General features: G+C 63.5%; 22 protein-coding genes and 3 pseudogenes. 15 read left to right on the forward strand and 10 right to left on the reverse strand.

The genetic code is table 11. The features are described 5' to 3' along the window. The 4 genes and pseudogenes from EOA23_RS13735 to guaD form a co-directional block, all read left to right on the forward strand. A pseudogene (locus EOA23_RS13735) lies at positions 1-376 on the forward strand (ABC transporter permease); the annotation flags it as partial. A gap of 10 nt (positions 377-386) precedes the next feature. Next, positions 387-1,787 (forward strand): 8-oxoguanine deaminase, encoded by a 1,401-nt coding sequence (locus EOA23_RS13740; protein ID WP_127304520.1) that lies wholly within the window; start codon positions 387-389, stop codon positions 1,785-1,787. 17 nt (positions 1,788-1,804) lie between these two features. Continuing rightward, positions 1,805-2,656: an aromatic ring-hydroxylating dioxygenase subunit alpha gene (locus tag EOA23_RS13745; protein ID WP_127304536.1), complete on the forward strand. Its 852-nt coding sequence runs from the start codon at positions 1,805-1,807 to the stop codon at positions 2,654-2,656. 27 nt (positions 2,657-2,683) lie between these two features. After that, positions 2,684-4,063: a guanine deaminase gene (guaD, locus tag EOA23_RS13750; protein WP_127304521.1), complete on the forward strand. Its 1,380-nt coding sequence runs from the start codon at positions 2,684-2,686 to the stop codon at positions 4,061-4,063. 128 nt (positions 4,064-4,191) lie between these two features. Here guaD and EOA23_RS36455 read toward each other — a convergent pair. The 7 genes and pseudogenes from EOA23_RS36455 to EOA23_RS13785 form a co-directional block, all read right to left on the reverse strand. Further along, positions 4,192-4,287, reverse strand: a pseudogene (locus EOA23_RS36455) (NADP oxidoreductase coenzyme); the annotation flags it as partial. Beyond that, a complete protein-coding gene (locus tag EOA23_RS13760) occupies positions 4,284-5,018 on the reverse strand; it encodes a ribonuclease activity regulator RraA (protein WP_127304522.1) in 735 nt (244 codons plus the stop codon). The gene EOA23_RS13760 and the pseudogene EOA23_RS36455, both read right to left, overlap by 4 nt. A 24-nt stretch (positions 5,019-5,042) precedes the next feature. After that, positions 5,043-6,206 carry a mandelate racemase/muconate lactonizing enzyme family protein gene (locus tag EOA23_RS13765; protein ID WP_127304523.1) on the reverse strand — a complete coding sequence of 388 codons (1,164 nt, stop codon included), beginning with the start codon at positions 6,204-6,206 and terminating at the stop codon, positions 5,043-5,045. A 29-nt stretch (positions 6,207-6,235) separates the two neighbouring features. Further along, positions 6,236-7,333 (reverse strand): ABC transporter ATP-binding protein, encoded by a 1,098-nt coding sequence (locus EOA23_RS13770; protein ID WP_127304524.1) that lies wholly within the window; start codon positions 7,331-7,333, stop codon positions 6,236-6,238. 10 nt (positions 7,334-7,343) lie between these two features. After that, the gene (locus EOA23_RS13775) at positions 7,344-8,234 is read right to left on the reverse strand and encodes a carbohydrate ABC transporter permease (protein WP_126062425.1); all 891 of its coding nucleotides are present in this window, start codon (positions 8,232-8,234) and stop codon (positions 7,344-7,346) included. Then, positions 8,231-9,190 (reverse strand): sugar ABC transporter permease, encoded by a 960-nt coding sequence (locus EOA23_RS13780; RefSeq protein WP_126062424.1) that lies wholly within the window; start codon positions 9,188-9,190, stop codon positions 8,231-8,233. The genes EOA23_RS13775 and EOA23_RS13780 overlap by 4 nt, the downstream gene beginning before the upstream one ends. A gap of 77 nt (positions 9,191-9,267) precedes the next feature. Further along, positions 9,268-10,749, reverse strand: coding sequence for a sugar ABC transporter substrate-binding protein (locus EOA23_RS13785; RefSeq protein WP_127304525.1), 1,482 nt, complete (start codon positions 10,747-10,749; stop codon positions 9,268-9,270). 216 nt (positions 10,750-10,965) lie between these two features. Here EOA23_RS13785 and EOA23_RS13790 point away from each other — a divergent pair, with 216 nt between their 5' ends. The 5 genes from EOA23_RS13790 to EOA23_RS13810 all read left to right on the forward strand — a co-directional run bounded on the left by EOA23_RS13790 (position 10,966) and on the right by EOA23_RS13810 (position 15,943). Then, the gene (locus EOA23_RS13790; RefSeq protein ID WP_042638774.1) at positions 10,966-11,676 is read left to right on the forward strand and encodes a GntR family transcriptional regulator; all 711 of its coding nucleotides are present in this window, start codon (positions 10,966-10,968) and stop codon (positions 11,674-11,676) included. 48 nt (positions 11,677-11,724) lie between these two features. Then, positions 11,725-12,891, forward strand: a complete 1,167-nt coding sequence (locus EOA23_RS13795) for a mandelate racemase/muconate lactonizing enzyme family protein (RefSeq protein ID WP_127304526.1) — start codon at positions 11,725-11,727, stop codon at positions 12,889-12,891. 56 nt (positions 12,892-12,947) lie between these two features. Continuing rightward, positions 12,948-14,306 (forward strand): mandelate racemase/muconate lactonizing enzyme family protein, encoded by a 1,359-nt coding sequence (locus EOA23_RS13800; RefSeq protein WP_127304527.1) that lies wholly within the window; start codon positions 12,948-12,950, stop codon positions 14,304-14,306. A 101-nt stretch (positions 14,307-14,407) separates the two neighbouring features. Further along, entirely contained in the window at positions 14,408-14,734 is a 327-nt protein-coding gene (locus EOA23_RS13805) for an NIPSNAP family protein (protein WP_127304528.1), read from the forward strand. 9 nt (positions 14,735-14,743) lie between these two features. Continuing rightward, positions 14,744-15,943, forward strand: a complete 1,200-nt coding sequence (locus EOA23_RS13810) for a mandelate racemase/muconate lactonizing enzyme family protein (protein WP_127304529.1) — start codon at positions 14,744-14,746, stop codon at positions 15,941-15,943. Positions 15,944-15,999: 56 nt separating this feature from the next. Here EOA23_RS13810 and EOA23_RS13815 read toward each other — a convergent pair whose 3' ends face one another. Continuing rightward, positions 16,000-16,884, reverse strand: a complete 885-nt coding sequence (locus EOA23_RS13815; protein WP_127304530.1) for an NAD(P)-dependent oxidoreductase — start codon at positions 16,882-16,884, stop codon at positions 16,000-16,002. Positions 16,885-16,943: 59 nt separating this feature from the next. Further along, positions 16,944-18,101, reverse strand: coding sequence for a mandelate racemase/muconate lactonizing enzyme family protein (locus EOA23_RS13820; RefSeq protein ID WP_127304531.1), 1,158 nt, complete (start codon positions 18,099-18,101; stop codon positions 16,944-16,946). Between the two features lie 359 nt (positions 18,102-18,460). Here EOA23_RS13820 and EOA23_RS13830 point away from each other — a divergent pair. Then, positions 18,461-19,377 (forward strand): annotated as a pseudogene (locus EOA23_RS13830) (aldo/keto reductase). Between the two features lie 79 nt (positions 19,378-19,456). On the opposite strand, the gene EOA23_RS13835 reads toward EOA23_RS13830, so the two are convergent. Beyond that, complete coding sequence (locus EOA23_RS13835) at positions 19,457-20,152, reverse strand: FCD domain-containing protein (protein WP_042638970.1); 696 nt, start codon at positions 20,150-20,152, stop codon at positions 19,457-19,459. 349 nt (positions 20,153-20,501) lie between these two features. Here EOA23_RS13835 and EOA23_RS13840 point away from each other — a divergent pair, with 349 nt between their 5' ends. The 5 genes from EOA23_RS13840 to EOA23_RS13860 form a co-directional block, all read left to right on the forward strand. Beyond that, positions 20,502-21,782, forward strand: coding sequence for a sugar ABC transporter substrate-binding protein (locus EOA23_RS13840; RefSeq protein ID WP_127304534.1), 1,281 nt, complete (start codon positions 20,502-20,504; stop codon positions 21,780-21,782). Positions 21,783-21,784: 2 nt separating this feature from the next. After that, positions 21,785-22,708 carry a sugar ABC transporter permease gene (locus EOA23_RS13845; protein WP_189341602.1) on the forward strand — a complete coding sequence of 308 codons (924 nt, stop codon included), beginning with the start codon at positions 21,785-21,787 and terminating at the stop codon, positions 22,706-22,708. Then, the gene (locus EOA23_RS13850; RefSeq protein WP_050070734.1) at positions 22,705-23,583 is read left to right on the forward strand and encodes a carbohydrate ABC transporter permease; all 879 of its coding nucleotides are present in this window, start codon (positions 22,705-22,707) and stop codon (positions 23,581-23,583) included. The genes EOA23_RS13845 and EOA23_RS13850 overlap by 4 nt, the downstream gene beginning before the upstream one ends. Positions 23,584-23,668: 85 nt before the next feature. Further along, positions 23,669-24,424 carry a ribonuclease activity regulator RraA gene (locus tag EOA23_RS13855; RefSeq protein WP_126062412.1) on the forward strand — a complete coding sequence of 252 codons (756 nt, stop codon included), beginning with the start codon at positions 23,669-23,671 and terminating at the stop codon, positions 24,422-24,424. Between the two features lie 26 nt (positions 24,425-24,450). Further along, positions 24,451-24,722, forward strand: a 272-nt coding sequence (locus EOA23_RS13860; RefSeq protein WP_145966426.1) for an ATP-binding cassette domain-containing protein, incomplete at its 3' end; no start/stop codon positions are given.

A 24,722-nucleotide genomic window follows, 5' to 3' on the forward strand; every position in this document is an offset into this window, starting at 1 on the left:
GATCCGCTTCGCCTACGTGACCGCGGGTGCGGCGCTGTGCGGCGGCGCGGGCGCCTACCTGACGCTCGCCTTCGTGCCGGCCTGGTCGGACGGCATGGTCGCGGGGCGCGGGTGGATCGCGGTCTCGCTCGTCATCTTCGCCGGTTACCGGCCGGTCAACGCCGTGCTCACGGCGCTGCTGTTCGGCCTCATCACGTCGATCGGCTTCGTCGGTCAGGCGCGCAACTGGCCGGTGGCCGCGCCGTTCCTGTCGATGCTGCCCTATCTCGGCACCATCGCGCTGATGATCGTGCCGGTGCTCGCCTGGCAGAAAGTGCGCCGCCTGATGGCCGCGCCGGCCGCTCTCGGCGAGCCGTTCTACCGCGATGTACGCTGATGGGCGGCCGATGACGACGCTTCTGGTCAAGAACATCGATCATCTCGCGACGTTCGACGACGCGCGCCGCGAGATTTCGGGCGGCGCGCTGTTCGTCCGCGACAATGTGGTCGACAAGGTCGGCACGACGGCCGAACTCGCAGGACTTGAGGCCGATGCGGTGCTCGACCTCTCCGGCCATGTCGTCATGCCGGGCATGGTGAACACCCATCACCACATGTACCAGAACCTGACGCGCGTCATGGTGCAGGACGACGAGCTGCTGGTCTGGCTGAAGACGCTCTATCCGATCTGGGCCGAGCTCGACGACGAGGCGATCGGCGTCTCCGCGCGGGTCGCCATGGCCGAGCTCATCCACTCCGGCTGCACGACCAGCTCGGACCACCTCTACATCCTGCCCAACAACTGCACGCTGGATTCGACGATCGAGGCGGCGCGCGAGATCGGCCTGCGCTTCCATGCTGCCCGCGGAGCGATGTCGCGCGGCGAGAGCCAGGGCGGACTGCCGCCGGACCGCTGCGTGGAGAAGGAAGACGCCATCCTCAAGGATGCGGAGCGCCTGATCCACACCTATCACGACGCGTCGCGCCACTCGATGGGCCGCATCGTGCTCGCGCCCTGCTCACCCTTCTCGGTGACGCCGGAGCTGATGCGCGACGCGGCCGCGCTGGCGCGGCAGCATCCCGGCGTGAACCTCCACTCGCATCTGGCGGAAGAGCTGTTCGAGGAGAAGTACTGCCACGAGATCTATGGCATGCGGCCGGTCGAATTCGCCGAATCCGTGGGCTGGCTCGGCGAGGACGTCTGGTTCGCCCACTCGATCTTCATGACGAGCGGGGAGATAGACCGCTTCGCCGAGACCGGCACGGGCGTCGCGCATTGCCCGTCGGCCAACATGCGTTGCGGACAGGGCATCGCCAAAATCCGCGAGATGCTGGACAAGGGCGTCAAGGTCGGCCTCGGCGTCGACGGTTCTGCCTCCAACGACACGTCCAACCTGTTCATGGAGGCGCGGCTCGCGCTGATGCTGCAGCGCGTCGCGCCGCACCACTACCTTTCCGAGAAGCCGGGCGGGCGCGGCGGTTTCGGCGGCACCCCGACCGCGCTTTCGGCGCGCGAGGCGCTGGAGATGGCGACGCGCGGCGGGGCGGCGCTGCTCGGCCGCGGCGACATCGGCCATCTGGCGCCGGGTATGAGCGCCGACTTCATCGCGGTGAGGCGCGACCAGCTCGGCCTGTCCGGCACCGAACGCGACCCGCTTGCGGCGCTCGTGCTTTGCGGGCCCTTCCGTGTCGATTATTCCTATATCAACGGCAGGGAAATCATCGGCAAGGGCGCGTTCCGGTCCTTCGACGTCGAGAAGGCCCTTGCCGACCACCGCGCGGTGATGAACAGGATATACAGCCAGTAGAGGAGACGGGCATGGCCATGCAAGCCGAGAAGGCTGCTCTCGACCAGTGGTACTGCATAGAGGCGCTGGACGACATTTCGGTCGGCGCAATGCGCAACAGGTTGCTGGGCGTCGATCTCAGCGTCAGCCGCGATGCCGGCGGCAAGGTTACCGTCACGCGCACGGGCGACAGCGAGGCTTTGCCGATACGCGAACGCTACGGCTATTTGTGGGTGACGCTCGGCGCGCCCGAACGCGACGTCCTGCCGATCCCGGAGACGCAAGAGGACGACCGGCGCTGGGTGATCTGCGGTCCGGTCTCGGTCAGGGCCTCGGGGCTCAGGATCGTCGAGAACTTCCTCGACATGGCGCATTTCCCCTTCGTCCACACCGACATCCTCGGCGCCGAGCCGCACACGGAAGTGCGGCACTACACGACCGAGATCCGTCGCGACGTCGACGAGGTCTGGGCGACCAATTGCGAGTTCTTCCAGCCGCAGGCCGCGCTGTCCGCGACCGGAGGCATCATGACGCAGTACATGTACCGTGTCGCCAATCCCTTCGCGGTCATGCTCTACAAGACATGCCCGAACTCGGCGAACCGCTGGGACGTCATCTGCCTGTTCGTCCAGCCGGTCGAGCCGGACCGCTGCCGGGCTCATCCGGTGATGTTCCTGATCGATGACGTCTCGACGACGGCAGCGCTCGTCCAGTTCCAGCAGCTCATCTTCCTGCAGGACCGGATCATTTTGGAGAACCAGCGGCCGCGGCTTCTGCCGCTCGAGCCTCGCGCCGAAATCCCCACCCGCGCGGATGCCTCCTCGGTGGCCTACCGCCGCTGGCTGAAGCAAAAGGGCATCGTCTACGGCACCACGGCCATGGCCGCCTGAGCGGCAGCCTGGCCGCGCGAAGGCAACATGACCGACCTGAAGGGCAAGACATTGCTCGCCTCCGGCTTCCACGCGCCGGAGCGCGGCAGCATAGACGAGCTTCGCGACGCGCTGATCGCGGTTCGCGAGGACGGCGTCATCGCCTCCGTGCTGAGGCCGGGCGACGAAGCCTATGAGGCCGCCGTCGGCGCGGCGGCCAGGGCAGGGACGCTCGTCCGGCTGCCGAAGGGCCACTATCTGCTGCCCGGGCTTGTCGACCTGCACGTGCACGCGCCGCAATACCCGCAGCTCGGCCAGGCCCTTGACGTGCCGCTGGAGGTCTGGCTGCACAAGTACACGTTTCCGCTCGAGGCGCGTTACGCCGACGTCGCGTTTGCCCGGCGCAATTACGGCCTGCTGGTCAAAGACCTGCTCGCCAACGGCACGACGACCGCGCTCTATTTCGCCACCATCCACCGCGACGCGACCCGCATCCTCGTCGATGCCTGCCTCGAGCGCGGCCAGCGCGCCCTGGTCGGCAAGGTGGTCATGGACAACGCCGACCAGTGCCCCGACTACTATCGCGACGCCTCCTCGCAAGCGGCGGTCGACGGCGCGGCCGAGCTGATCGACTATGTCCGCGCGCATCCGGACAACGGGCACGGCCTGGTCAGTCCGGTGGTGACACCGCGCTTCATCCCCTCCTGCACGGATGCCTCGCTCGTCGAGTTGGGAGCGCTCGCGAAGAGCTGCGGCTCCCATGTGCAGACGCATTGCTCGGAGAGCGACTGGGAGCATGGCTACGTGCTGGAGCGGTACGGGGTGACCGACACCGCCGCCCTCGATCGGTTCGGGCTGCTTGGCCGATTGAGCGTGCTCGCCCATGCCAACTTCATCACGCCGGACGACATGGACACGATCCGGGTGCGCCGTTCGGCGGTCGCCCACTGCCCGCTCTCAAACGCCTACTTCGCCAATGCGGTCTTTCCGCTGAAGGCAGCGCTGGAGAAGGGGCTCAATGTCGGGCTCGGAACCGACATTTCGGGCGGGCCGAGCGCCTCGCTCTTCGACGCAATGCGCGGCGCGGTCATGGCATCGCGCATGCTGGAGGCCGGCACCGACCCCGACGTGCCGCCGGAAAGGCGGAGCAGCCGGAGGGCCGCGCGGATCGATTTCCGCGACGCCTTCCACCTCGCAACCGCCGCGGGCGGGACCGCGCTCGACCTGCCGGTCGGGCAGTTCGCGGCAGGCTACCATTTCGATGCCTTCGTCATCGACACCGAAGCCGTGGGCGGCACGATAAGGCTACAGGAAGATCTCGACCGCGGCGAAGCCATCCTGCAGAAGATCGTCTACACTGCGTCCAGGACGAACATCGCAACCGTCTGGGTAGGCGGCCGCGCTGTGGCCGGCCGGTTTCCTTCGTAGGCATTATTTCAATGCTGTGGCCAATGTCGGATGGAATGGATGCCCAATCCACCCTGTTGGTCCAATGGGTTACAAGACGTTAGCGCGCGCGACCATTTCACGGCGTCGATCACACGGTCGCGGACCGATCACTGCACCTTCTTGAACAGATCCTGGAAGATGACCTGGCCCCAAGCGCGGCCACATCCCTGCACCAGCGCTCCGCCCTCGTTGAGCTTTCCTAACGCCTCGTTTTGCGCCACGCCTCATACTCACCGCGGGCATCGTCGTGCAGCGGATAATAGCGCTGCAAGGGCGCGCCCTGCATGAGCTTCTCTCGGGAAAACTCTTCCCAGTCATGATGCTTCTGCGCCTCCTCGATCACCATGGGCGCCATCGAGACGGGAACCACCACGGCGCCGTCATCGTCGGCGACGATGATGTCGCCGGGGATGACGGTGACGCCGCCGCAGGCGATCGGAACGTTGACGGCATTGGGATAGATGCTGGTCTGGACATGATAGTTGGGCGTCCAGCCGCGCAGCCACAGCGGCAGGTCGAGCTTTTCGACATTGGGCCGGTCGCGCATGCATCCGTCGACGACGATGCCCGCGCCGCCCCGGCCCTTGAAATAGGTTGACATCATGTCGCCGAAGACGCCCGATCTCATGTCGCCGCGCGCGTCGACCACGACCACGTCGCCCTCCTGCGCGTGGTAGAGCACATGCCGGTGCAACTGCGTTTCCGGATCGGCATATTCGCCTTCGTTGAAGAGGTCCGGCCGCTGCGGCAGGAACTGCAGCGTGAGCGCCGGCCCGACGATCGACTTGCCGTGGTTCTGCGCCACCGGGCCGACCATGTGCGGACTGCGGAAGCCCATATGGCCGAGCGTGCCGGCAACTGTCGCGGCGCCGATCTCCTTCAGCGCTTCGATCAGATCCTTGGGCGGCCGCTTGATGTCGGGTGTATGCGTCATTGTCGAACTCCGGGTGAGATGGAATTACCAGTTGGTGACGGAACCGTCGTGGCGCTTGAGATGCGGCGCTTCCCAGAAGCGAAAGCTCTGCGCCTGGATCGCCGCCTCGTTGACCTCGACGCCCAGCCCCGGCAGGTCGCCGACCGGGTAATGGGTGCCGTCAAGCCGCGGTTGCACCGGAAAGAACTCGGAATTGTCGAAGCCCAGCTTCCTTTCGGGCACCCTGGTTTCGAGCCAGGCGAAGTTGGGCACCGCGGCGCCCAGATGGATGGTCGCGGCCGTGCACACCGGGCCAAGCGGATTGTGCGGCATCAGGTCGACATAATGCGCCTCGCTCCAGCCGGCGACCTTCATCGCCTCGGTGAGACCGCCGACATTGCACACATCGAGCCGGTTGAATTGGTGGATGCCGCGTTCGATATAGGGCAGGAACTGCCACTTGCTGGCAAACTCCTCGCCGATAGCGAAGGGGATGTCGGTCATCCTGCGCAGGCTCTCATAGGCCTCCGGCGTCTCGTCGCGGATCGGCTCCTCGAGAAAATCGAGCACGCCGCGGCCGAGCTTGTTGCAGAAGCTCGCCGCTTCGGCCACCGACAGCCGATGATGATAGTCGATGCCGAGCACCACGCCCTCACCCAGCGCCTCGCGCGCCTTGTTCAGCATGCTCGCGGTGGTACCGATCGACTCGCGCGGCTCGAAAATGTCCCTGCTGCTTTGCCCGGTTGGGAAGAAGCGGATCGCCTGCCATCCTTCGGCACGGAGTTCGCGCGCTCGTTCGATGGCGGCGTCGCCCTCGGCCTCGTCTCCGGTCGAGGCGAAGGTGGGAATGCGGTCGCGCTGCTTGCCGCCGAGCAGCTCGTGGACCGGCACGCCCAGCGCCTTGCCCTTGATGTCGTGAAGCGCGATGTCGATGGCGGAGATCGCCGCCTGCAGGACCCGCCCGCCTTCGAAATACTGGCTGCGATAGAGTTCCTGCCAGATCCGGCCGATCTGCATGGCGTCGCGGCCGATGAGAAATTCGCGATAGTGCTCGACCGCTCCGGCCACGGCCTTCTCGCGACCGCTCAGGCCGCTCTCGCCCCAGCCGAAGATGCCCTGGTTGGTCTCGACCTTGACGAGCATCTGGTTACGGGTCCCGACCCACACCGGGTAGGGCTTGATCGCGGTGATCTTCATCTTCGTCGTCATTCCCCCTCATGTCTCATGCGTTCGCCGTCTCAACTGGCCTCGAGCGCCATTTCCGTTTCGCTGTCGAACAGGTGCATGCGCTCCTGGTCGAACTCGAGCCAGATTTGCTCGTCGGGTGCGACGGCGACGTTGGGGGACACGCTGATATTGACGATGGCGCCGGAGAGGAACGCCTGCACGAAGGTGACGTCTCCGGTCGGCTCCACCGTATAGGCTTTAGCCGGAATGGCGCCCGGGACCGCGCTCTTGTGCAGCTTGATCGTCGAATGCCGCGCGCCGAGCACGACCTTTCTGGTGGTCGCTTTCTGGACCTTGCGCGCATTGCGTTGCGACAGCTCAAGACTCCAGCCTTCCGCGCTCGTCAGAACGGCGCCGCCATTTGCCGTCGACGCCTCCAGCGGGATAAGGCTCATCGCCGGGCTGCCGACGAAGCTCGCGACGAACATGTTGGCGGGATGGGCGAAAACCTGCGCCGGCGAATCATATTGCTGCAGATAGCCGCCATTCATCACCGCCATCCTGTCAGCCATGGTCACGGCCTCGAGCTGGTCGTGCGTCACATAGATGATCGTCGCCTTGAGGTCCTGGTGGAACCGCTTGATCTCGGATCGCATCTGCACACGCAGCTTGGCGTCCAGATTGGAGAGCGGCTCGTCCATCAGGAACACCGCCGGATCGCGCACGAGGGCGCGGCCGAGCGCCACGCGCTGCTGCTGCCCGCCCGAAAGCTCCCTCGGCTTGCGTTCGAGCAGCTGCGTCATGTCGAGCACCCGCGCTGCTTCCCTGACCTTCCTGTCGATCTCGTCCTTGGGCAGCTTGCGCATCTGCAGCGGGAAGGCGAGGTTCATATAGACCGACTTTTGCGGATAGAGCGCGTAGTTCTGGAACACCATGGCGATGTCCCGGTCCTTGGGATCGAGGTCGTTGACCACTCGGTCGCCGATGACGATGTCGCCCGATGTGACGGAGGTCAGGCCCGCGACAAGGTTGAGCGTGGTCGTCTTGCCGCAGCCGGAAGGCCCGACCAGCGCAACGAACTCGCCGTCATTGATTGTCAGCGAAACGTCGTTGACGGCTTTGAAGCTGCCATAGGTCTTGACGAGATCTTTGAGGACCACATGGGCCATCCGAAACTCCCTAGTGCTTGACCGCGCCCTCCGTCAGGGCGCGCACGAAATATCGTTGCAGGAGGAGGAACAGCACCACGACGGGCACGCTCATCATGAAGCTGGCCGCCATCAGGCCAGGAAAGTCCGTCGTGTTCTCCGAGAAGAAGCGCTGGATGCCGACCGGCAGCGTCAGCTGTTCGTTCTTGGAGAGGAAGGTGTAGGCGTAGATGTATTCGTTCCACGCGCCGATGAAGGAATAGATCGCGGTGGCGATGATGCCCGGCGTCGAGAGCGGCATCACGATCAGCATGAACGCCTGGAACCGCGTTGCGCCGTCGATGCGCGCCGCCTGCTCGAGCTGCACCGGGATGTTGTCGTAAAACCCCTTCAAGAGCCAGATCGCCAGCGGCAGTCCGAAGGTGAGGTAGGTCAGCACAAGCGACCCATGTGTGTTCACCAGTCCGATCGCGCGCATCAGGATGAAGAGCGGCACCAGGAAGATCACCGCCGGGAACATGTTGCGAAGCAGGACGGCGAAGAACAGGAAGTTGCGGCCCGGGAAGGTGAAGCGCGAGAACGCATAGGCCGCCGGAACCGCCACGATCACCGAAAGGATGGTCGTGGCGGTCGAGACGATGAGACTGTTCCAGAAGAAGCGGAGGAAATCCTGGCCGACGCTGTTCTGCGGATCGAGCAGTTTCTGGTAGCTGTCGAGTGTAGGTTGGTCAGGCCACCATTGCGGAGGAAACTGCATCGCCGCGAAGCCGGACTTGATCGAGGTGAGCAGCATCCAGATCATCGGCAAGGCGGTGTAAAGCAGCATGAACAGCAGAAAGGCGCGCCCGCCCCATCGCCATCCGTCGATCCGCACGCGGCGGACGGACCGGCCCCGTGAGATTGTCTCGGAAACCGTGCTCATGCGCTGCCGTCCTTCCGCTCGTTGCCGCTCAGCGCGCGGACATAGAAGTAGCCGAGCGTCATCAGGATGATGAACAGAAGCACCGAATAGGCCGATGCCACGCCCCAGCGCTGGCGGCCGAAGGCGAGCTCATAGATGTGGGTGATCCAGATATGCGACGCGTTCGATGGCCCGCCGCCGGTCATGATCCAGGGGATGATGAAGGAGTTGAAGTTGGCGACCGCGAGCAGCAGGATCGTCACCGTCGACACGTTGCGCAAATGCGGGAAGGTGACGTGCCAGAAGCGTTGCCATGCGTTGGCGCCGTCGACTTTGGCGGCGCGCAGCAACTGCTCGGGCACGGTCTGCAGACCGGCCGTCATCATGATCATGGCGAAAGGGAATTCGCGCCAGATGTTGACGACGATCAGCGAGGGCAGCACCGTTGAGACGCTGTCGATGAAATTCGGCGGTCGCTCGGCCCATCCGAGCTCGACCAGTATCGCGCCGATGATGCCGAAATCCGAATGGTAGATCCACTTCCAGATATAGGAGGCGGCGACGGCGCTGATGACCCAGGGAATGATGAGAATGGCGCGCAGGACGCCGCGACCGGCAAAGTCGCGATGCAGCGCCAGCGCGGCGGCAAAGCCGAGCACGAAGGAAAAGAAAGTGGATGCGACTGTCCAGATCAGGGTGTTGAAGGTGACCTGCCAGAACACCCCGCTGGTCAGGATGGCCGTGTAGTTGTTGAAACCGACGAAGATCTTGTCGCGAAGCTGCAGGCCGGGCGGCGTGTTGAAGAAGGACAATTCGATCGTGTAATAGATCGGATAGGCGATGACGATGAGCATCACGGCAATCGCCGGAAGCACGTAGGCATAATCGGCGCGATGCTCCCACATCTTGCGGAGCACATCGGACCTGGCGGATTGCAGTCTTCGGCGAGCCTCGGCCTTGCCGCTCACGATCGTCACTTTGGCGTGCCCTTGTTCATCGGAACGAACCGGCTGCGCTGTCGGCGCAGCCGGTGAGATCGCAGGTCAGGCTGGTGCTAGAGTCCGCCGCCCATCAGGTCTTTCACCTTCTTGGCCGCGTCGTCCGCCGCCTGGTCGACGGTCATCGCTCCGGTCAGGGCATTCTGCAGCATGTCCGGGACGATGATGTTCATGATCTCGGGCGATTGCGGCAGGGCCGGGAAAGGAATGCCGTATGGCAGCATCGACGTCGTGACATCGAGGAACTTGATGCTGTCCAGACGCTCCTTCATCCATTTGGTCTTGAAGCCGTTGAGGTTGCCGGGGTTCGAGCCGGCATAGGCCATCTTCAGCGACCATTCGGGGCTTGTCCACATGCAGATGATGGCCTTCGCCGCCGGCTCGTCCACCTTGCCGCCCTCGACATATTCGGGCTTCAGGATGTGGATGTTCGAGCCGCCGAAGACGACGGCGCGCTTGCCGTCGGGACCGGTCGGAATGAGCCCGTAGCGCATATTGTCGATGACGGTCTGCGCCTTGTCCTTGTCGGTGCCCGTCGCCTTCTTCTGCAGGTCGAGCATGACGTTGTAGTCGGACGGATGCGAGATCATCATGCCGAGCTGGCCGGCCAGGAACAGCGGCTGGTTGTCGGCCTGCTGGTTGGTGAGCGCCGAAACCGGAACCGACTTGTCGCGGACATACATGTCGTAGGAAGCCTGCAGCGCCGCCTTGCTCTGCGGGCTGTTGAGCAGGACTTCCTTGTAGGTTGGGTTGGGTGCCGCTTCGTCGAACACGCCGCCGCCATAGGCCCATAGCTGCGGCATGAAGCGGTAGGGCGTGTTGCCGGCATTCTTGCGCGCCACGAGGCCGTAGCCGGCGATGCCGAGCTTGTCGTGGATCTGCTTCGAGTATTTGACGACGTCGTCCCAGGTTGCCGGTGGCTTGTTCGGATCGAGACCCGCGCGCTTGAAGATGTCGGCGTTCCAGATGAACGCCATCGTCTCGTTGTTGGTCGGAATGCCGTAGGTCACGCCGTCCCAGGTCACGGCTTTCATGGCGCCGGGCCAGAAATCCTCGGTCGAATAGCCGACGTCCTCGGGTTTCAGCGGCTGCAGATAGCCCTTCGAGGCGAACTCGGTTCCACCCAGGATTTGCAGGCGGACCGCCATCGGCGCCGCGTTGCCGAGGAGCGCGGTGCGGAACTTGTCGAGCAGGTCGTTATAGGTGAGGGCCTGTTCCTCGAGCTGGATGTTCGGGTAGGTCTTGCGGAAGGTTGCGAAGAAATCCTTGTAGTATTGGCGCAGGAGGTCGGGGTCGCCCTCGAACACGCCCTGATACCAGAAAGTCAGTCGCCCCTTGTAGTCGAGCGGGGTGACCTTGGCGCAATCGCCGGCCGTGTCGAAATCCTGCGTGCCGGCAATCGAGCGCACATATTCCGGCGACCACTTGCTCAGGTCGACCGGCGGCGCGGCAAGCGCCGAAGCCGACATCAGCGATATTGTCAAAGCAGTGGAGACAGCGCCGCGCAGGGCGGCACCGCCGACTGTGATCCTCCTCATAGGTCTCCTCCCAGGTTGTCCTACGCCGCTCTGCGCCTAGGCAAGCGGTGCTTGGTCGTCTCGATCGCCGGGATATTTCTCCGCCCTAATGTATCCCTTCGATCACTTCATACGTTTTCAGATCGCAGAATACCTGTCAACGCAACAAATCGTACATTGTTTGTCGAAGATGTGCGTGATATCGGTCAGATCGTGTATTGGACTAGGGGGACGGCGATGGCGGAAACGAGTGATTTCAAAGCAGAGCCACCCGAGGGGATTGACGCTCTCGGGGCATCGAGCGAGGGCGCCTCGCTTTACGAGCAGATAAGGGAGGACATCATCGAGGGACGGCTGGCTGCCAACGAGCGGCTCGTGGTCACCGATCTCGCTCGCCGCCACGGCACCTCGACCAATCCCGTGCGCGAGGCGCTGCAACTGTTGCGCGGCGAGGGCTTCGTCACCTTCGTTCCCAACCGGGGCGCGCGCGTCCGGCCCATAGATCAGGACTTCGTCCGAGATATCTACGAGATCGGCGTTCTCATCGAGCCCGCCCTGACGCGCTGGTTTGTGGGAATGGCGACCGAGGAGGACATCGCCGAGCTAGAACGCCTCCAGGGCCTGATCGAAGAGAACAACTTCGCCGACACGTTCAGGCATAGCGAGCTGGATACCGCCTTCCACACCGTGATGTACCAGCGGCACTACAATCGCCATGCCGCCGAGCTCTGGTGGAAGCACCGCGAGGTGCTGCGGGCGGTCAGCCGGCGTTTCAATTTCACGCTTGCCCGCCGCGCCGCGATCATCCGCGAGCACCGCGAGCTCATCGCGCTCGTAAAATCGGGCGAGGCCGACAAGGCGGCCGAACTCATCGCTCGCCATGTCGAGGGCTCCGGCCGGCATGTCCTCGAACACATGCGCGCACGCAGCGCCGCCCGGGCAGGGTAGCGGGCCTGCAACATCGTCAGCCTGGCCATTTCAGGGAGGATAGTCCAGATGAGAATCACGAGCATTCGGCCATGGCTGGTCAAGTCCGAGGCTTCCTACTGGGGAGAGTATTTGTTCGTCGAAGTGACTACCGACGAGGGGATCAGCGGCTGGGGCGAGATCACCACCACGACGAAGCTCGCCAACCGCGCGCTGTGCACGATCCTGCGCCAGATCGGGCTTGCCGTGGCAGGCGAGGATCCGGCGCGCATCGAGCATCTGTGGCACAAGGTCTTCCGCAGCTTCACCTATATGGGCAGCCGCGGCGCCGCCGTGGAATGCGTGAGCGCCGTCGACATCGCGCTCTGGGACATCCGCGGCAAAGTTCTCGGCAAGCCGATTTACGAGCTGCTGGGCGGGCCGGTGCGCGATGAAATCGCGCTCTACACCCATCCCAACCAGGCCAAATTCACCAGCAAGGAAGCGGTGGTCCGCGAAATTCGCGACATCGTGGAATCCGGCCATACCGGGCTCAAATTCGATCCGTTCCCGCACCAGGGTCCCAGCGTCGATGGCGTGGCCCGCGAAAGGCGTGACGGCTATCTCGACGGCAGCATGACCCGCAAGGACGAGCGCGAAGCTGCCGAGCTCACGGCGCTCATCCGCGAGACGGCGGGGCCCGATGTCGACATCCTCATCGATGCGCATGGCCGTTTTGACGTTCCCACCGCCATCCGCCTCTGCCGCAGCCTCGAGGAGGCCGGCCAGATCGACTGGTTCGAGGAGCCATGCCCGCCCGAAAGCCTCAACGCGCTTAAGCAGGTGCGCGACAAGGTCAGCGCCCCCATCTCCTGGGGCGAGCGCGGCCACACGAAATGGGATTTCGTGCCGGTGCTAGAGAACAAGCTCGCCGACTACATCATGCCCGACGTCACCTGGACCGGCGGCATCACCGAGCTCAAGAAGATTTCCGCCCTTTGCGAGGCCTATTACATCCCGGTCTCGCCGCATGACGCCGCGGGTCCGATCAACGTGGTCGCGGGAGCGCAGGTGATGATGACCGTTCCCAACTTCTACAAGCTCGAAACCTCGGAGTGGGACCTCTCCAAATACGATCACCTCATCGACAAGCCGCTCGACGTGTCGAACGGCAACCTCAAGCTGACGTCAAAGCCGGGTCTCGGTGTCGAGATGAACCGCAACTATCTGCAGGCCCACGAAATCGAACTGGGCTAGCGCTGCTTAAGCAGGCCCGGCGGGCGGGGCCACTCCCAGCGGAACGAGGACAAATCATGCCAACGACGGATGGAGCCGACGAGGCTCTCAATTGCATCAACACCAATTCCAGGCCGTCCGAGCTGCGCATCACCGACATGCGGGTGGCCGAGATCGTCGGCGCGCCCTTCACTTCGGCGCTGCTCAAGATCTACACCAACCAGGGCATCGTCGGGCTCGGCGAGGTGCGCGACGGCGCCAGCGCCACCTTTGCGCTGATGCTGAAAAGCCGGCTGCTTGGCGAGAACCCCTGCGATGTCGACCGCCTGTTCCGCCGCATCAAGCAGTTCGGCGGTCATGGGCGGCAGGGCGGCGGCGTCTCGGCGGTCGAGATCGCGCTCTGGGATCTCGCCGGCAAGGCCTATGGCGTGCCGATCTATCAGATGCTCGGCGGCAAGTTTCGCGACCAGGTGCGCGTCTATTGCGATACGGACGCCGAGAAGCCGAGCGGCACCGAGACCGGCAAGCGCCTCAAGGCGCGCATGGAGCGCGGCTTCACCTTCCTCAAGATGGATCTGGGCCTGATGCAGATCGCCCATATTCCGGGCGCCGTGACGGCGCCCGCCGGCGCGCTCGAAGGGTTCCGCGCCAACCCGCGCGGCCGCGGCGGCACGCTCGAGGAGCGCAAGGCCCGCAATCTCGCCTACGATGCGCAGAACGTGCAGCACCCGTTCACGGGCCTGCATTTCACCGAGAAGGGCATAGACCTGCTGGAGCAATATATCCACGAGGTCCGCGAGGTCATCGGCTACGAGATTCCCTTGGCCATCGACCATGTCGGCCACATCTCACTGCAGGACGGCATCCGCCTGTCGCGCCGTATCGAGAAATATGTCCCCGCCTGGCTCGAGGACGTGATCCCCTGGCAGTACACCGAACAGTACCGGCAATTGCAGCAGGCGACGTCGGTGCCGATCTGCACCGGCGAGGACATCTATCTCAAGGAGGGATTCGAGCCGCTGCTGAAGAGCGGCGGCCTCTCCATAATCCACCCGGACCTGCTCACCAGCGGCGGCATCCTAGAGACCAAGAAGATCGGCGACATGGCGCAGGATCACGGCGTCGCCATGGCGATCCACATGGCCGAAAGCCCGATCGCGGCGATGGCCGCGGCGCATGTCGCGACCGCGACCGAAAACTTCATGGCGCTCGAATACCACTCCGCCGATGTCGACTGGTGGGATGACATCGTCACGGGCCTCCCCAAGCCGCTCGTCAAGGACGGCTTCATCACCGTGCCCGACAAGCCGGGGCTGGGCATAGACGATGTGGTCGACGAGGTGATCAGCCGGCATCTGCAGCCCGGTGTCACGGGGATATGGCAATCCACAGAGCATTGGGACAATGAGTATAGCTGGGACCGGACCTGGAGTTAGCCCGGATCCCCGCTGTCATTCCCCAGGCTAGCAGTGCCACCGACCGACCATTCGTGTCGACCTCTCCCAAGTGAGAGGCGGAGAAAGAAACGGACGAAACCATGATCTACGAATTGCGTATCTATGACTGCCTGCCGGGCAGGCTGCCGGCTTTGCTCAAGCGCTTTTCCGAGCAAACGCTGGCCATATGGGAGAGGCATGGCATCCGCCAAGCCGGGTTTTTCACCACGCTGATCGGCGAAAACAACAATCGCCTCACCTATTTCCTCGCCTGGGAATCGCTGGCCGAGCGTGAGGCGAAATGGACGGCTTTCGTCACCGATCCGGTATGGCACAGGGCCCGGGACGAGTCTGAGCGCGACGGGCAGATCGTTGCCAATATCAGCAGCCAGCTACTCGCGCCGACAGCTTTCTCGTCTGTGAAATAGGACTGCGCCATGAAGATCGCCGACCTGCGCTGCGCCGTCATCGGCAAGCACCCCATCGTCCGCGTCGTCACCGACGAGGGCCTCTATGGTCTGGGCGAGGTCGAATACACAAAGACCTACCTGAAACCCTTCGTGCTGCATTTCCGCGAGGCGCTGATCGGCGAGGATCCCACCGATGTCGAGCGCGTGATGCTGAAGATCCGCCAGCGCGGTTCGTTCAAGCCCTATGGCGCGGCGGTGAGCGCAATCGAGCACGCGCTGTGGGACATTGCCGGAAAGGCCGCGGGCGTGCCGGTTTACAAGCTGCTTGGCGGCAAGGTGCGTGACAAGGTGCGCGTCTACAACGGCTCGATCCGTCGCAAGCGCACGGGCGACCGACCGGAGGATTATGCCGCCGACGTCAAATGGATGATGGAGCAGCCCCAGAACTTCTTCATGGTCAAGCAGGGCATCTCGTTCCACTCCAACATGAAGGACTCCATCGAGGGTTTTCATTACGGCGTGACGCAGAAGAAGGCCGGCTACCACGGCGCCATGGATCAAGGCATGATCAGCGAACGCGGTTTCAATCACATGCTCGACTGCGTGGCGGCGATGAAGGAAGTGCTGGGCGACAAGGTCAGCCTGGCGCTCGACTGCGGGCCGGGCTGGATGCTGCCCGATGCGATCAGGTTCGCCCGCGCCGTCGAGAAGTACAATCTGATGTGGCTCGAGGACATGCTCACCGGCGACTATGTGCCCTGGGTCAATCCGCAGGCCTATCGCGAGCTGACCACCTCCACCTCGACGCCAATCCATACCGGCGAACAGATCTACCTGCGGCACAATTTCAAGGAGCTGATCGAGACGCAGGCGGTGCGGGTCATCGGCCCCGATCCTGCCGATATAGGCGGCATCGCCGAGCTCAAATGGGTCGCCGAGCACGCCTATATGCACTCGATCCTGATGGCGCCGCACGGCACCGCCAACGGCCTGCTCGGCCTGGGCGCGCTGATCAATGTCTGCGCCACCTTGCCCGCCAACTACATCGCCTTCGAATATCCGAGCGCCTCCGACCCTTGGTGGGAGGACTTAGTGATCGGCCTGCCTCAACAGATCGTGAGTGACAGCATGGTGGACTTGCTGGAGGCGCCGGGGCTCGGCCTCGATATCGACGCCGAGGCGGCGAGAAAATATCTCAAGGAAGAGGATGCGGGCTTCTTCGACTGACCTTGTCGCCGCTCGACTTTGAGCGACAGGCATTGAGCTGACCCGCAAGGATCAGCTCATTGTGTCCGCCAGTCGTGCTCTTGCCGGAATCCGAGGACGTCGCGCAGCTTCCGGTTTGAGATCGGTCCCTCGAACGTGTCCATGGCGCGGGTGACCGGTATGTCGGGCGCATGCTTCTTGAGAAACTCCGCCGTCGGCATTTCAGCGACAATGTTGTCGTTGACGGCGTTGAATATCTGGAACCCCAAGCCGTCCTTCTCGACGCACAGGTCGACGATCTGGCCAAGATCGCGCGCGTCCATATAGGTCCATGCGTCGCGCCGCCGCTTCGAGGGATCGGCCAGGAATTCCGGAAAGCGGCCATAGTCCTTCGGCTCCACGACGCCGCCAATCCGCAGCGCATAAATGTCGGCTCCCGTGCGGGAGGCGAAGGACCGCGCGATCTTCTCGCCCAGCAATTTGGAAAGGCCGTAGCTGTCGGTCGGATCGGCGTCGTGCTCCTCATCCACCGGGAACGAGGAGAAGTCGCGTTCGCCTTCGGCAAAGCAGATGCCGTAGACCGTTTCGCTGGAGGCCGTGACGATCTTGCGGATGCCGAGCTTGATGGCGGCTTCGATCACATTGTAGGTCGACTGCACATTGGCGGCGAACATGGCGTTGTCCGGCCGCAGGAATATCCGCGGCAGCGCCGCGAAATGGACGACGGCGTCGACCGGGGCGCGGCCCTTGCCGCCGAAATACTCGCTGAAGCCGAAATGCAGCGTCAGCGCATTGTAGGCTTCGCCCGCGTCCGCAAGGTTGGTGATGACGGTATCGACGCCGGGCACATCCAGTGGCGTCAGGTCGAGGTTCAGAACCTGATGCCCGCGTTTCAGCAGATAAGGTATGACGTGCCGGCCGATCTTGCCGCTGCCGCCGGTGAAGACGATCCGCTTGCCCATGGCTTCCTCCCAGCGAATTTGTTTGATCGAGCAGCGAATCCCGGCCGGCCGGTCGTCCGCTATTCAAATATGCCGAAGCCGGGCACGGCGTGTTTGTGGACACCGTCCATGTTGAGCTCGACGCCGATGCCGGGCACATCAGGCACCGTGATGTGGCCGTCTTCGACGATGGACTTGGCGCCGTTCGGCAAGCGGACATAGCTGTCCCAGGCGTCGCGTTCCTCCAGCGCGTGCCATTCCAGCACCAGGAAGTTCGGAACGCTGGCGCAGACATGACATGTCGCCATCGTGCCCAGCGGCGTCGACACCAGATGCGGCGCGAAAGGCACGTAGTACATCTCGGCGAGGTTCGCGATCTTGCGGCTTTCGGCAAGGCCGCCGCATTTCGGCACGTCGGGCATGACGACATCGGCGCCGTAGTTCTGGAACAGCTCCCGAAAACCCCAGCGCAGGTAGAGATTTTCGCCGACACAGATGGGCGTCTTGGTCCGCATGCGGATCTGCTTCAGGGCCTCGACATTTTCCGCGGGGATCGGTTCTTCGAGCCACAGAAGATTGAAGCGCTCCATCTCGGCGGCGATGCGGCTCGCGCTGAGCACGTCATAGCGCGCATGCAGGTCGATGCAGAGATCGATGTCGGGGCCGGCCGCTTCGCGCACCGCCGCAACGCGCTCGATCATGAAGCGCAGCTCGGCGCCGTTGATGGTGTGGTTCACCGCATCGAACTTGCCCGGGTGGCGCAGATTATCGATGTCGAATTTCAGCGCCGTGAAACCTTCCGCAACCATGCGGCGGGCGCGAGCCGCGCATCCCTGCGGCGATCCCAATTCGTCGTCGCCGTCGCCGCAATCGGCATAGAGCCTGATGCGGTCGCGGAACTTGCCCCCGAACATACGGTAAAGCGGCTGGCCGGCGGCTTTTGCCGCCACGTCCCACAGCGCCATTTCGAGCCCGGTGAGGGCGATGAGAAAGATGCCGGCCTGCGCGCCGGAGAAGACATGATCGCGGCGGATCTTGTCCCAGCAATATTCGACATTGCGCGGGTCCTGGCCGATCAGTTCCGACTTCAGCTCCGAAATCAGACCGACGATCGCGGCCGCGCCTGCGTCGGGATTGGCCTCGCCATAGCCGGAGATGCCGGCGTCCGTATCGATCCGGATCAGGGTCGCCTTGCCGTGATAGGCGACGACGGCCGTTTTGATGTCCACGATCTTCATAGGATCCCTCTCCCCGTGATGACGCCACGCTTACAAGCGCAGAATTCTACCCATGGCCAACTTGTCTAATAAGCATACAAGAATGACCAATGTGCCGTAAACCCCCTTCGATGGATTTTGCATCGGCGGACGTTCGAAGGTGCCGCTGCCCGTTGTTTTGTTTGGGAAATTCAGAGGTGTCGGCCAAGAATCCCGAAATTCAAACTTCACACTTGTTAGACGAGTATATAAGCGTATAAATTGGATGACTGCAGAGCTATGGCTCATGCGTGTCGTCAATCGGGAGGAACAGGATGCAACAGCGACAGCTCGGATCGTCGCCGGTGAAGGTATCGGAAATCGGCCTCGGGACTTGGGGGATGTCCGGTGCGTTTTGGGGCGCGGCTGACGACGAAGAGTCGATCCGGGTGATCAGACGCGCGCTTGATCTCGGCATCACGCTGATCGACACGGCCGAAGCTTACGGACACGGCCATGCCGAGGAGGTCGTCGGACAGGCGCTGGCCGGCCGCCGCGACAAGGCCGTGATCGCGACCAAGGTCGCGCCCAATCATCTCGAACCCGCCGCGATCGAGGCGGCGCTCGACGGTTCGCTGAAGCGCATGCGGACGGAATATGTCGACGTCTATTTCGTCCACTGGCCGAATTCGGATTTTCCGATCGGGCCGACCATGGAGTGGAGCGGCTGCGCGCGTCAGGGCGGATCAAGGCGGTCGGCGTCTCGAATTTCAGCATCGCCGACATGGACAGCGCCCGCCAGCACGGCGTGATCGACGTGCTGCAGCCGCCCTACAACATGCTGTGGCGCGAGGTTGAAGCCGAGACGCTGCCCTATTGCCGCAAGCACAATATCGGCGTCATGCCATACAGCGGTCTCGCCCAAGGACTGCTCACCGGCACGCTGTCAACGGACACCAAGTTCGTCGAGGGCGACGAGCGGCGCACGACGGTGCTGTTCCAGCCGGGCACCTATGAGCGGGCCGTGAACGCCGTCGACATGCTCAAGCCGATCGCGGCGCGCTACGGCAAGACGGTTCCGCAGCTTGCGATACAGTGGCTCACCAGCCGGCCAGGCGTCAGCTCGCCGCTGGTCGGCGCCCGCACCGTCAAGGAACTAGAGGAAAATGTCGAGAGCGCCGGCTGGACGATTTCCGACGCGGACATCGCCGCCATCGACAGGATCACCGCGCCCATCTGGGCGGAAATCAAGGACAAGGGCGACATGTTCGGTTTCCGCGCACGCCAGCGCCAGGAACAACAAGCAAAGAGAGCTTAGTTCACTTCTGCGGGATTGCTCACGTGTCCTCCCGGCACGCTGCGGCGCGGCCAGCGCAAATGCTGGCTGCGCCGCTCCTTCACCGAGGCAGGCCGACCGCGGTGGTTTTCTTGAGGTGGCGGCGCATCGCTTCCTCGGCCCGCTTTTCGTCGCGCGCCACGAGCGCCTCGTAGATCGCCCGGTGCATTTCGGTTGCGGAGGGCAGCGCATGAGGCATCTGGTTGCTGATGCGCCTGCTCGCCATCTGCCACCACCGGGACGAATACATGAAACGGTCGAGGATCCTGTTCTGCGCCGCCCGGCAAATCTCCATGTGGAAATCGAGGTCGAGCTTCAGATAGGCGTCGGGATTGTCTTCGCTGGCCGACATCGCCGCCAGCAAAGTGCCAAGGCGTTCGAGATTCTCCTTGGTCATGTGCTTGGCCGCGATGGCGGCGATGGCCGGTTCGATGATGATCCGGGTCGCATGCGCTTCGGCCAGGATCTCGCGCATCTGCTCATGCGGCAGCCAGTCGATGAGCAGTGGGCTGAGATAGTCCCACTCCTCGGCTGGACGCAGCACCACGCGCCGCCCTTGAGCGATCTCGATCATATCGAGCGACGCCAGGATCTTCAGCGCCTCCCGCGCGACCGCGCGCGAGACTCCGAATTCCTGCAGGATCTGCTGTTCCGACGGCCCCTGGGCGCCGGCGACACCGCTGCCGGCGATGCGCCGCGCCAGCACGCCAGCCACCTGCTTGGGCAAAGTTTGAAGCTTGACCTCGACGGTATCCATCACTAACATCCACTTGTCTGATAAGCTTATAGGCTGATAGCTAGATATGCAGTCAACTTATCTCATAAAAACGCTCACTAGCCTATAACACGGCCTGCGGGAAGGGAGCATCGAGCGGCGTCTAGCCGCCGTGCCCCGTTGCCGCCGTCCGAGATCACGATCGATACGCCTGCGCAACCCAGCGAGGCGTGTTGGAGCGCAAGTGCCGATAGCCCGGAGGCTCGCAAGCGTCGTTCGGGAACCAATCCACGCAGTTTAGCGGCGGGAGGAGCACGCTGCTGGCTGCCGAGGCTGAAAGTCGTCGGCCGTCCCTGGATGGACCGGCCAGTCAAACCAGGAGGAGATTGTGATGTCCGGAACCTTATCGAGACGTAAATTCCTTGCCGCGAGCGCGGCAGTGACAGCCGGCTCGCTTGCCGCGCCGTGGGTTGCCAGGGCAGACGCCAAAGAGATCACCGCATTGCTGATCACCGGCGGCCCGCTCTATCCCAAATACTGGGAGAAGATCGTTCAGGATTTCACCGCCAAGACCGGCATCAAGGTTCGCTACGACCTCCTGGAATTCACGCCCTTGACGGCGAAGGTGGTCACGTTGAGCGCGGCGCGGTCGAGCCAGTACGACGTCTACAGCACCCATACGGCGCAGATCGATTCTTACTTCAACCATTTCGCGCCGCTGAACAGCTATTTTAGCGACGCCGAGCTGGCGGACTTCTATCCGGTCGCGGTCAAATATTTGCGCGATCCCAAGACCGGAAATCTGGCGGCGATTCCGCGCAACATGGATGCGCGCGTTCAGTATTACCGCAGCGACATCTACCAGGAGAAAGGCCTCAAGCCGGCCGAAACCTGGGAAGAACTTGTCGATGTCGGGCTGAAACTCACCGGCAACGGTCATTATGGGCTTGTCGTGCCGGGGCAGGGCGATCCGGCCCAGCGCACCTTCAGTGATCTTCTCTGGCAGGCAGGCGGCGACTGGGTCGACCAGGCCAATAAGCCGGCCTTCAACTCCGAAGCCGGAATCAAGGCGCTCACCTTCTATCGCGATCTGATCCAGAAGCACAAAATCGTGCCGCCCGACGCCGTCGGCTATCAATGGAACGAGAACTCGACCGAATTCTCGTCCGGCACGGTCTATGCCACTTTCGATTGGCCGGGCGCCTTCGCCACGCTTTCCAATCCGGAAACCTCGCGCGTCGTCGGCAAATGGTCGACGGCGCCCTATGTGCGGGACAAGGCGGCGATCTCATGCGCCATCTCGCATGCCATGGCGCTGAATGGCCAGTCCGGACGAAAGGAACCCGCCGTCGAGTTCATCAAATACACGGTCAGTAAGGACGCCCAGCGGCTGCAGTTCGACCAGTTCACCAACTTTCCGAGCAGCCAGAGCCTGGCCAAGGAAGTGATCGCCGCGGCCAAGGGCCCGCAGGCGGCATGGCTGCAGCAGCTCGAGACGACGATCGCCAACGGCAAGGAATGGCCCAAGCTTGCCGGCTTCTCGAAGGTCTGCACCTTGATGTTCTCGGCCATCGAGCAAGCCCTGTCCGACCAGGCTTCGCCCGCCGACTCGCTCAACCAGGCGGCGACCGAGGCGGAGGACATCATGCGCCGGGCCGGGGCCTACGATTGAGCATGGCGCCCGTTGCGCAGACGCGGGTGTCAGGGCGCCGGCGACGTTCGCCGCTGCCCTACACCTGGCAGAGAGGATACCTGCTGGCCAGCCCGGCGCTTCTCGTCATGCTGGCCATCCTCATCTATCCGCTCGGATACTCCTTCATCATGAGCTTCTTCCGCTGGGACCTGAGCGGATCGGCGCCATTCATCGGAACGGGAAACTACACCGACGAGCTGTTCGGCCGCCAGTTCAACCAGGCGCTGCGAAACCAGACCATCTTCAGCGTCGTTTCCATCACGATCGAAGTGGTGGCCGGCATGGCGATCGCGGTGCTCGTCAACGGCAAGCTGCGCGGAATGCGTCTCGCGCGCACCTTGCTCCTGGTCCCGCCGATGATCGCGCCCGCCGTCGTCGGTCTGAACTTCCGCTGGCTGTTCAACACCCAGTACGGGCTGGTCGACGCGCTGCTGCGCATCTTCAACCTGCCTGACATTCCGTGGCTCACCCATCCGGCCTGGGCGCTCGTCTCGGTGATCGTCGCCGATGTCTGGCAGAACACGCCGTTGATGGTGCTCCTGTTCCTTGCCGGCCTGCAATCCCTGCCGCAGGAGCCGCTCGAGGCGGCCACCGTGGACGGCGCCACCCCATGGCAGCGCTTCTGGCACATCGTGCTGCCGCTGATGCGTCCGGTCATCATGATCGCGCTGATGCTGCGCATCATCGACACGTTCCGCACCTTCGACGTCGTATGGCTGATGACGCAGGGCGGGCCGGGCGGCGCCACCAACCTGCTCACGGTCTATTCCTACCTGCTGGCGTTTCAGGCGGTGGATTTCGGACATGCGGCCGCGGTGTCCTACATCGCGCTGGGCATGTCGCTGTTCGTGCTCGGCCTGCTCTACGGAGTGCCGTGGCTCATCGCGAGACGGAGGGTGATATGACCGAAGCCGTCATCGTCGGCGCACGTTCCATGCCAAAGCGCCGGCGCCGCCGGTTCACGGCGGCGATCGCCGGTCAGTATTTGGCGCTGGTCGTGACCGTCGCGCTCACCGTCTTTCCGCTGGTATGGCTGTTCCTGACCTCGATCCGCAGCTCGGCCGACATTTTCTCGGTTCCGGTGCACATCATCCCCGAAACCGCGACGCTGACGCAGTATGTCGCGGTCTTCGCCCAGTACGACACGATGGGCTATGTCTGGAACACCGTCATCGTCTCGGTGGCGACGGTCGTCCTCGTCCATCTGCTGGCCATCCCCTGCGCCTATGCGCTGTCGCGCTTCAGGATGCCGGGCGCCATGCTGATCTTCGGGCTGCTTTTGATCATGCGCATGATCCCGGTCATCGCGCTTGCCATCCCGCTCTTCGCCGTGTTCGCCGCCATGGGCCTGCTCGACACCGTCTGGGCGCTGATCCTCAGCCATACCGCGGCCAAGCTGCCGGTCGCCATCTGGCTGCTTCTGGGCTTCATCCAGGATGTGCCGAAGGAGATCGAGGAGGCCGCCCAGTCGGATGGCGCTGGCACCGTGCGCACGCTGGTCCAGATCGTAGCGCCTCTGATTGCGCCGGGCATCGGCGCTAGCGCTGTGATCACCTTCCTCTTCACCTGGAACGACCTGCTGCTCGCGCTAACGCTGACCTCGAGCAAGGCGGCGCAGACACTGCCCGTTGGGCTCACCAATTTCGTCTCGCAGTACGGCATAGACTGGGGCGCCATGTCTGCCGCCGGCGTGCTCATGGTCATCCCGACTTTGGTGTTCGTTTGGTTCGCCCAGGGGCTGCTGGTCAAAGGCCTGACGACCGGTGCGGTTCGCGGCTGAAGGGCGAACGGCTTCGACGACGGTTGAACGCAACTGACTGACGATTGGTGAGGTTCGCACCTCACTGCGCATTGGAGGAAACGGAATGGAAGCTGACCAGATACCGGCGATACAGGACATTTCCCGGCCGCCACGAGAACTGGTCGACGCGCTGGCGGCGATCGGTTCGGCGACGCTGGCCAGCGAGCTCTACCACAAGATGGGCATTCGCGACCCGCAGATCCGCGGGCCGCGTCCCTTGCGTTCCGGCAGCACGGCGGCAGGGCCGGCCCTCACGCTCCAGTGCATGCCGAAGCGCGAGGATCTGTACAACGAGACGGAGTATGAGGAGCCTGAGCGGCAACTGCACCGCCACGTGCTTTATCCCACCCAGCCCGGCGACATGGTGGTGGTCGATGCCCGCGGCGATCTGGGCAGCGGCATTTTCGGCGAGATGATGCTGACCTATTTCGCCGGGCGGGGCGGCGCCGGCGTCGTTGTCGACGGCTGCATTCGCGATTCCGCCCAGGCGGCGGCGCTCGATATCGGCATCTGGGTGAGGGGCGTCACCCCGAATTTCCACGCCCAGACCAACATCGTCCCCTTCGCCGTCAACGTTCCGATCGCCTGCTCCAACGTGCTGGTCATCCCGGGCGATATCATCGTCGCCGACGACGATGGCGTGGTCGTCGTGCCGGTCGCCCTTGCCCCCAGACTGGTCGAGCTCGCCGGCGCGCATATCGAGTGGGAGGAGTTTTCGCGCTCGCGGCTCGCGCAAGGAGGAGACCTGCGCAAATACTACCCGTTGAGCCCCGAGGGCGAGGCCGAATACCGCGCATGGCGGCAGGCCCAAGGAAAATGAGCCGCGCCGGTACGGGAGAAGAATAGGTGTCCGCAATCGAGATAGAACAGCTCGGCAAGAGCTTCGGCGCGGTGGAAGTTCTGCGCGACGTCAACATCGAGATCGCCAGCGGCGAGTTCGTGGTCCTGGTCGGTCCGTCGGGCTGCGGCAAGTCAACGCTCCTGCGAATCATCGCGGGGCTCGAAGAGCATACGACTGGTGAGATCCGCATCGGCGGGCGCGTCGTCGACGAGATGCCTGCCAAGTCGCGCGACATAGCCATGGTCTTCCAGAGCTACGCGCTCTATCCGCATATGAG

Source organism: Mesorhizobium sp. M2A.F.Ca.ET.042.01.1.1, assembly GCF_003997405.1.
Classification (GTDB): Bacteria; Pseudomonadota; Alphaproteobacteria; order Rhizobiales; family Rhizobiaceae; genus Mesorhizobium.